Raw genomic sequence first — 8,203 nt, 5'->3', positions numbered from 1 at the left:
TGACCTTGGGGCCTGTCCCTGGGCTGTCCTCTGGGGCGTGGGGGGGGCGGCCCGGGACGGGCGGCCCCCCCGCGTCCGGCTCGGACACGGGGGCGACGGTACGGCCGTCCGGGTTACTCGACCGGCTGCGGCTCCGGCTCGCTCTCGGCCTGCGACTCGCCCGCCGGGGGCTCGTCGTCGACCGGGGTCTTGACGGAGTCCAGCAGGAGCTGGGAGACGTCCACGACCTGGATGGACTCCTTGGCCTTGCCCTCGTTCTTCTTGCCGTTGACCGAGTCGGTCAGCATGACGAGGCAGAACGGGCAGGCCGTCGAGACGATGTCGGGGTTGAGGGAGAGGGCTTCGTCGACGCGCTCGTTGTTGATGCGCTTGCCGATCCGCTCCTCCATCCACATCCGCGCACCGCCGGCGCCGCAGCAGAAGCCGCGCTCCTTGTGGCGGTGCATCTCCTCGTTCCGCAGACCCGGCACGCTCGCGATGATGTCGCGCGGCGGCGTGTAGATCTTGTTGTGCCGGCCCAGGTAGCAGGGGTCGTGGTAGGTGATGATGCCCTCGACCGGGGTGACCGGGATCAGCTTGCCCTCGTCCACCAGGTGCTGGAGCAGCTGCGTGTGGTGGATGACCTCGTAGTCGCCGCCGAGCTGCGGGTACTCGTTGCCGATGGTGTTGAGGCAGTGCGGGCAGGTGGCGACGATCTTCTTCGCCGACTTCGGCTTGGCGGACTCCGGGACGACCTTGCCGTCGTCGTCCAGCTCCTCGCCGAACGCCATGTTCAGCGCCATGACGTTCTCCATGCCGAGCTCCTGGAACAGGGGCTCGTTGCCGAGGCGGCGGGCGGAGTCACCGGTGCACTTCTCGTCGCCGCCCATGATCGCGAACTTGACGCCCGCGATGTGCAGCAGCTCGGCGAAGGCCTTCGTCGTCTTCTTGGCGCGGTCTTCCAGGGCGCCCGCACAGCCGACCCAGTACAGGTACTCGACCTCGGTCAGGTCCTCGATGTCCTGGCCGACGACCGGCACCTCGAAGTCGACTTCCTTCAGCCACTCCAGGCGCTGCTTCTTGGCCAGGCCCCAGGGGTTGCCCTTCTTCTCCAGGTTCTTGAGCATCGTGCCCGCCTCGGACGGGAACGCGGACTCGATCATCACCTGGTAGCGGCGCATGTCGACGATGTGGTCGACGTGCTCGATGTCGACCGGGCACTGCTCGACGCAGGCGCCGCAGGTGGTGCAGGACCACAGGACGTCCGGGTCGATGACGCCGTTCTCCTCGGCGGTGCCGATCAGGGGGCGCTCGGCCTCGGCGAGAGCCGCCGCGGGGACGTCCTTGAGCTGCTCCTCGGAGGCCTTCTCCTCGCCCTCCATGGTCTTGCCGCCGCCGGCCAGCAGGTAGGGGGCCTTGGCGTGCGCGTGGTCGCGCAGCGACATGATCAACAGCTTGGGGGAGAGCGGCTTGCCGGTGTTCCACGCGGGGCACTGCGACTGGCAGCGGCCGCACTCGGTGCAGGTGGAGAAGTCCAGCAGGCCCTTCCACGAGAACTGCTCGACCTGGGAGACGCCGAAGACGTCGTCGTCGCCGGGGTCGGTGAAGTCGATCGGCTTGCCGCCGGACGTCATCGGCTGGAGCCCGCCCAGGGCGGTGGCGCCGTCAGCGTTGCGCTTGAACCAGATGTTCGGGAAGGCGAGGAAGCGGTGCCAGGCCACGCCCATGTTGGTGTTGAGCGAGACCACGATCATCCAGATGAACGAGGTGCCGATCTTCACCATCGCGGTGAGGTAGACCAGGTTCTGCAGCGTGCCGACGCTCAGTCCCTTGAAGGCCAGGACCAGGGGGTACGAGGCGAAGTACGCGGCCTCGTAGTGGTCCACGTGGTGGATCGCGCCCTCGAGGCCGCGCAGCGTGTAGATCGCGAGCCCGATGGTGAGGATGACGTACTCGACGAAGTACGCCTGGCCCGCCTTGGAGCCCGCGAAGCGGGACTTGCGGCCCGGGCGCGAGGGCAGGCTCAGCAGACGGATGACGATGAGCACGGCGATGCCGATCGTCGTCATCACGCCGATGAACTCGATGTACAGCTCGAACGGCAGGAACTCGCCGATCCAGGGCAGCGTCCAGTCGGCCTCGAAGAGCTGGCCGAACGCCTGCGCCAGGGTCGGCGGCAGGGTGAGGAAGCCGACGGCGACGAACCAGTGGGCGAAGCCCACGATGCCCCAGCGGTTCATCCGCGTGTGGCCGAGGAACTCGCGTACCAGGGTCACGCTGCGCGCGTAGGGGTTGTCGGTCCGGGCTCCGGCGGGGACCGGCTGGCCCAGTTTGAAGTACCGGACGAACTGGCCGATGGCGCGTGCGAGCAGCGCGACGCCGACCACGGTCAGAACCAGCGACACGATGATCGCGGCGAGTTGCATGGAGGGGCTCCTCGGGCCTGCGAGGGACTTCGTCAGTGATTACTAAGCGGTAACTTATGCAGTCCGTCCGAGGGTACCCCTTATTCTCCGTCGCACTGTAGCGGGAGGCGGAGTGATCTGAGTCGCTGAGGGTTGCCTCAGGGGCGTCTCGGGATTCGGGTCGCAATCCGGCCGTGTTATTCGTACCAAATTGGTACATTTATGACTAATTTATATCCGTGCTCTACGGGATCGCCGCCGCCGCCATCGCCCTGTTCCTCTCCGCCGTCCTCGCCGCGCTGCTGCGCGTGCCCGCCCTGCGCCTCGGACTGCTCGACCGGCGACAGCGGCAGCGGCGGGTGCCGCTGTTCGGGGGCGCCGCCGTCGTGCTCGCCACCTGTCTGGTCGCCGTCGCCGGCGACCGGACGGGCATCGCCCCGCTCGGGGACGGGATCCAGGCGCTCCTCGCCGCCGGGGGCGCCGTCGCGGCGCTCGGCCTCGTCGCCGACGTGTGGCGGCTCAACGTCCGCATCCTGGCGGTCGGCACCACCGTCGCCGCCGCCTTCGTGGTGCCCTTCGGCGACACCGGGACGCTCCCCGGCGTGGTGGCCGTCGGCTGGATCACCTTCGTCGCCCTCGCCTTCCGGGCGCTCGACCACGCCGACGGGGTGGCCGGGACCGTCGGGGTGGTCACGGCCTTCGGGGTGGCCGCCTGCGTCGCCGTCGAGGTCATGGACGGACTGGTGGTGCTGCTCAGCGTGTTCGCCGCCGCGCTGACCGGCTTCCTGATGCACAACTGGCCTCCCGCGCGGGTGGCTCTCGGCGCCTGCGGCTCGCTCTTCACGGGCTTCCTGCTCGCCACGTCCGCCGTGATCGCGCGCGCGGGGCAGGATCCGGTCGTCGGCACGGCCGTGCTGTTCGCGCTCACCGCGGTCGCCGGGGCCGACGTCCTCCTGGTGCTCGCGTCCCGGCGGCTGGCCCGACGGCCCCTGCTGCGCGGCGCGCCCGACCATCTGGCGCACCGGCTGCGCCGGCTCGGGCTCACCGCCCAGGGCGTGGCGGTCCTGCTCGGCGTCACGGCCTTCTGCGCCGTGCTCGTCGGGGTGCTGGCCCACACCGGATGGCTGCAGGCGCGGTCCGTGCTGTGGGTGGCCGGCGGGGTACTCGTCGTCGTGCTGGGGCTGTTGCGCGTCTCGGTGTACGGGCCTCCCCGCGCGCGGGGGTCACGGCAGGGCGGTGGCGGACGCGACGCGCAGGGTGGACGCGACGCGCGTGGGGGCCGTCGAGCCGCCCGTGCTCCGCGTGCCCCCCGCGCGCGCGGGGCACTGCACGAGGAGCGGGCCGGGGCGCGCTCCGGCCCTCGGACGATGGCTCGTCCCGCGCCGGTGTACGCACCCCGGCGTCAACCCGAGGCCTCGCAGTCGCCCCCGAATTCCGAGGTGCGGCGAGCCGGGCGTACGGTATCGCCGCAGGTCAACGCCTCCTTGCGTGTAAGGAACGGATAAGAGTTGAGCCAGCCCGACTCAGGTCTGTTGACCCAGAGCCGAGCGTCGTGCACACTTGAGTCCGTTCCACTCAAGTCAGCTGGAGGAAGATCACCATGGCACGTGCGGTCGGCATCGACCTGGGCACAACCAACTCCGTCGTCAGCGTTCTGGAGGGCGGCGAGCCCACCGTCATCACCAACGCCGAGGGTGCCAGGACCACGCCGTCCGTCGTCGCCTTCGCGAAGAACGGCGAAGTCCTCGTCGGCGAGGTGGCCAAGCGCCAGGCGGTCACCAACGTGGACCGGACCATCCGGTCCGTGAAGCGCCACATGGGCACCGACTGGAAGATCGAGCTCGACGGGAAGCCCTTCAACCCGCAGCAGATCTCCGCGTTCATCCTGCAGAAGCTGAAGCGGGACGCTGAGGCCTACCTGGGCGAGAAGGTGACCGACGCGGTCATCACCGTCCCGGCGTACTTCAACGACTCCGAGCGTCAGGCGACGAAGGAAGCCGGCGAGATCGCCGGTCTCAACGTCCTGCGCATCGTCAACGAGCCGACCGCGGCCGCGCTCGCGTACGGCCTCGACAAGGACGACCAGACGATCCTCGTCTTCGACCTCGGCGGCGGCACCTTCGACGTGTCCCTGCTGGAGATCGGCGACGGAGTCGTCGAGGTGAAGGCCACCAACGGCGACAACCACCTCGGCGGCGACGACTGGGACCAGCGCGTCGTCGACTACCTGGTGCAGCAGTTCAAGTCCGGCCACGGCGTGGACCTCGCCAAGGACAAGATGGCGCTGCAGCGTCTGCGCGAGGCCGCCGAGAAGGCGAAGATCGAGCTGTCCTCGTCCACCGAGACCTCGATCAACCTGCCCTACATCACGGCGTCCGCCGAGGGCCCGCTGCACCTGGACGAGAAGCTCACCCGCGCCCAGTTCCAGCAGCTGACGGCCGACCTGCTGGAGCGCTGCAAGACGCCGTTCCACAACGTCATCAAGGACGCCGGGATCAACCTCTCCGAGATCGACCACGTCGTTCTCGTCGGCGGTTCGACCCGTATGCCGGCCGTCGCCGAGCTCGTCAAGGAGCTGACCGGCGGCCAGGACGCCAACAAGGGCGTCAACCCGGACGAGGTCGTGGCCATCGGCGCCGCGCTGCAGGCCGGTGTGCTCAAGGGTGAGGTCAAGGACGTCCTGCTCCTCGACGTGACCCCGCTGTCCCTCGGTATCGAGACCAAGGGCGGCATCATGACGAAGCTCATCGAGCGGAACACGACGATCCCGACCAAGCGGTCCGAGATCTTCACGACCGCCGAGGACAACCAGCCCTCCGTGCAGATCCAGGTCTACCAGGGCGAGCGCGAGATCGCGGCGTACAACAAGAAGCTCGGCATGTTCGAGCTGACCGGCCTCCCGCCGGCCCCGCGCGGCGTCCCGCAGATCGAGGTCGCCTTCGACATCGACGCCAACGGCATCATGCACGTGACCGCGAAGGACCTGGGCACGGGCAAGGAGCAGAAGATGACCGTCACCGGCGGCTCCTCGCTGCCGAAGGACGAGGTCGACCGCATGCGCCAGGAGGCGGAGCAGTACGCGGACGAGGACCACCGCCGCCGCGAGGCCGCCGAGGCCCGCAACCAGGGCGAGCAGCTCGCCTACCAGACGGAGAAGTTCCTCAAGGACAACGAGGACAAGGTCCCCGGCGAGGTCAAGACCGAGGTCGAGGCCGCCGTCGAGGAGCTGAAGGCCGCGCTCAAGGGCGAGGACACCGCCGAGATCCGCACGGCCACCGAGAAGGTCGCCGCGGTCTCGCAGAAGGTCGGCCAGGCCATGTACGCCGACGCCCAGGCCGCCGGCGGCCAGGACGCGGCGGGCGCCGCGGGCGGCGCCGAGGCCCCCAAGGCCGACGACGACGTCGTGGACGCCGAGATCGTGGACGACGAGCGCAAGGACGGTGCCGCGTGACGGAGGAGACCCCGGGCTTCGAGGAGAAGCCCGACGTCCCCTCCGGCGCCACCCCTGAAGACGCCGAGCCGAAGACCGCCCCCTCCGCCGCGGCGGACGGGGCGGCCCCGGCAGGGGACGAGAACCAGACAGCCGGACTGGTGGCTCAGCTGGACCAGGCCCGCAAGGCGCTCGACGAGCGCACGGCGGACCTCCAGCGCCTCCAGGCCGAGTTCCAGAACTACCGCCGCCGGGTCGAACGCGACCGGATCGCGGTCAAGGAGATCGCCACCGCGAACCTCCTGACCGAACTCCTTCCGGTCCTCGACGACATCGGCCGCGCGCGGGAGCACGGCGAACTCGTCGGCGGCTTCAAGTCCGTCGCCGAGTCCCTGGAGACCGTCGCGGCGAAGATGGGTCTGCAGCAGTTCGGCAAGGAGGGCGAGCCCTTCGACCCGACGATCCACGAGGCCCTGATGCACAGTTACGCGCCGGACGTCACCGAGACGACGTGCGTGGCGATCCTGCAGCCGGGGTACCGCATCGGCGAACGCACCATCCGTCCCGCGCGGGTGGCCGTGGCCGAACCGCAGCCCGGCGCGCAGGCCGCGAAGGGCGACTCGGAAGCGGACACGGCCTCGGCGGAGGCGGCCGACGACAAGGAGAGCGGTGGCCCGGACGAGGGCTGAGCTTGAGGCGACCGACGCACCGGTCGCCGTGACGACGCGAGAGGAGGGACGTCGAGGATGAGCACCAAGGACTTCATCGAGAAGGACTTCTACAAGGTCCTCGGCGTCCCCAAGGACGCCACCGAGGCCGAGATCAAGAAGGCTTACCGGAAGCTCGCTCGCGAGTACCACCCGGACGCCAACAAGGGCAACGCCAAGGCGGAGGAGCGCTTCAAGGAGATCTCCGAGGCGAACGACGTCCTCGGCGACCCGAAGAAGCGCAAGGAGTACGACGAGGCACGCGCCCTCTTCGGTAACGGCGGCTTCCGCCCGGGCCCGGGCGCCGGCGGCTCCTTCAACTTCGACCTGGGCGACCTCTTCGGGGGCGGCGTCCAGGGCGGCGGCCCCTCCGGCGGCTTCGGCGGCGGCATCGGGGACGTCTTCGGCGGCCTGTTCAACCGCGGCGGAACGGGGACGACCCGTACCCAGCCGCGGCGCGGGCAGGACATCGACACCGAGGTCACCCTGACCTTCACGGAGGCGATCGAGGGCGCCACGGTCCCGCTGCGGATGTCCTCGCAGTCCCCGTGCAAGGCGTGCTCGGGCACCGGCGACAAGAACGGCACCCCGCGCGTGTGCCCGACCTGCGTCGGCACCGGCCAGGTCGCACGGGGCTCGGGCGGCGGCTTCTCGCTGACCGACCCCTGCCCCGACTGCAAGGGCCGCGGCCTGATCGCCGAGCACCCCTGTCCGGACTGCAAGGGCAGCGGGCGCGCCAAGTCGTCCCGCACCATGCAGGTCCGCATCCCGGCAGGGGTCACGGACGGCCAGCGCATCCGGCTGCGCGGCAAGGGAGCGCCGGGCGAGCGCGGCGGCCCCGCGGGCGACCTCTACGTCGTCGTCCACGTGGGCGCCCACCCGGTCTTCGGCCGCAAGGACGACAACCTGACGGTGACCGTGCCGGTCACGTTCACCGAGGCGGCCCTGGGCGGCGAGATCAAGGTCCCGACGCTCGGCGGACCGTCGTTGACGCTGAAGCTGCCGCCCGGCACGCCCAACGGCCGCACCATGCGGGCGCGGGGCAAGGGCGCGGTCCGCAAGGACGGCACGCGCGGCGACCTCCTGGTCACCGTCGAGGTGAGTGTTCCGAAGGACCTGTCGGGGAAGGCTCGTGACGCGCTGGAGGCGTATCGCGAGGTGACCGCGGGCGAGGACCCGCGGGCGGAGCTGTTCGAGGCCGCGAAGGGAGCTTGAGAGTGATGGACGGCCGTCGGCGTAACCCGTATGAACTGACTCAGGAGACCCCGGTCTACGTCATCTCGGTGGCGGCCCAGCTCTCCGGCCTGCATCCGCAGACGCTGCGTCAGTACGACCGTCTGGGCCTGGTCTCTCCCGACCGCACGGCCGGCCGGGGCCGTCGCTACTCGGCCCGCGACATCGAACTGCTCCGCACCGTCCAGCAGTTGTCCCAGGACGAGGGCATCAACCTGGCCGGCATCAAGCGGATCATCGAGCTGGAGAACCAGGTGGCCGCGCTGCAGGCCCGGGCGGCCGAGCTGGAAGCCGCGCTGGACGGCGCGGCGGCGGCCATGCAGCAGCGGGAGGCCGCGGTGCACGCCTCCTACCGGCGCGACCTGGTGCCCTATCAGGAAGTGCAGCAGACCAGCGCGTTGGTGGTCTGGCGGCCCAAGCGCCAGCCGGCAGCCGACTGAGCCGGCAGC

Annotated in this window: 6 protein-coding genes; 5 read left to right on the top strand and 1 reads right to left on the bottom strand. The window is 70.1% G+C overall.

The genetic code is table 11. The annotated features are described in order from the left end of the window. Nucleotides 1–113 precede the first annotated feature (113 nt). Complete coding sequence (locus tag ACFVYK_RS08195; RefSeq protein WP_389770070.1) at nucleotides 114–2,405, bottom strand: (Fe-S)-binding protein; 2,292 nt, start codon at nucleotides 2,403–2,405, stop codon at nucleotides 114–116. A 218-nt stretch (nucleotides 2,406–2,623) separates the two neighbouring features. On the opposite strand from ACFVYK_RS08195, the gene ACFVYK_RS08190 reads away from it, so the two are divergent. The 5 genes from ACFVYK_RS08190 to ACFVYK_RS08170 all read left to right on the top strand — a co-directional run bounded on the left by ACFVYK_RS08190 (nucleotide 2,624) and on the right by ACFVYK_RS08170 (nucleotide 8,194). Then, on the top strand, nucleotides 2,624–3,889 hold the full coding sequence (locus ACFVYK_RS08190) for an MraY family glycosyltransferase (protein ID WP_389770067.1): 1,266 nt from the start codon (nucleotides 2,624–2,626) through the stop codon (nucleotides 3,887–3,889). A gap of 95 nt (nucleotides 3,890–3,984) precedes the next feature. Then, complete coding sequence (gene dnaK, locus ACFVYK_RS08185) at nucleotides 3,985–5,835, top strand: molecular chaperone DnaK (protein ID WP_389770065.1); 1,851 nt, start codon at nucleotides 3,985–3,987, stop codon at nucleotides 5,833–5,835. Continuing rightward, on the top strand, nucleotides 5,832–6,503 hold the full coding sequence (gene grpE / locus ACFVYK_RS08180; protein ID WP_389770062.1) for a nucleotide exchange factor GrpE: 672 nt from the start codon (nucleotides 5,832–5,834) through the stop codon (nucleotides 6,501–6,503). Before dnaK ends, grpE begins: the two co-directional genes overlap by 4 nt. Before the next feature lie 57 nt (nucleotides 6,504–6,560). Further along, entirely contained in the window at nucleotides 6,561–7,736 is a 1,176-nt protein-coding gene (gene dnaJ / locus ACFVYK_RS08175; RefSeq protein WP_389770059.1) for a molecular chaperone DnaJ, read from the top strand. Nucleotides 7,737–7,741: 5 nt separating this feature from the next. Next, complete coding sequence (locus ACFVYK_RS08170) at nucleotides 7,742–8,194, top strand: heat shock protein transcriptional repressor HspR (RefSeq protein ID WP_389770057.1); 453 nt, start codon at nucleotides 7,742–7,744, stop codon at nucleotides 8,192–8,194. The last annotated feature ends 9 nt before the right edge of the window (nucleotides 8,195–8,203 follow it).

It is taken from the genome of Streptomyces sp. NPDC058291, assembly GCF_042880855.1.
In the GTDB taxonomy this organism is placed as follows: domain Bacteria; phylum Actinomycetota; class Actinomycetes; order Streptomycetales; family Streptomycetaceae; genus Streptomyces.
This window is presented reverse-complemented; position numbering and strand designations above follow the sequence as displayed.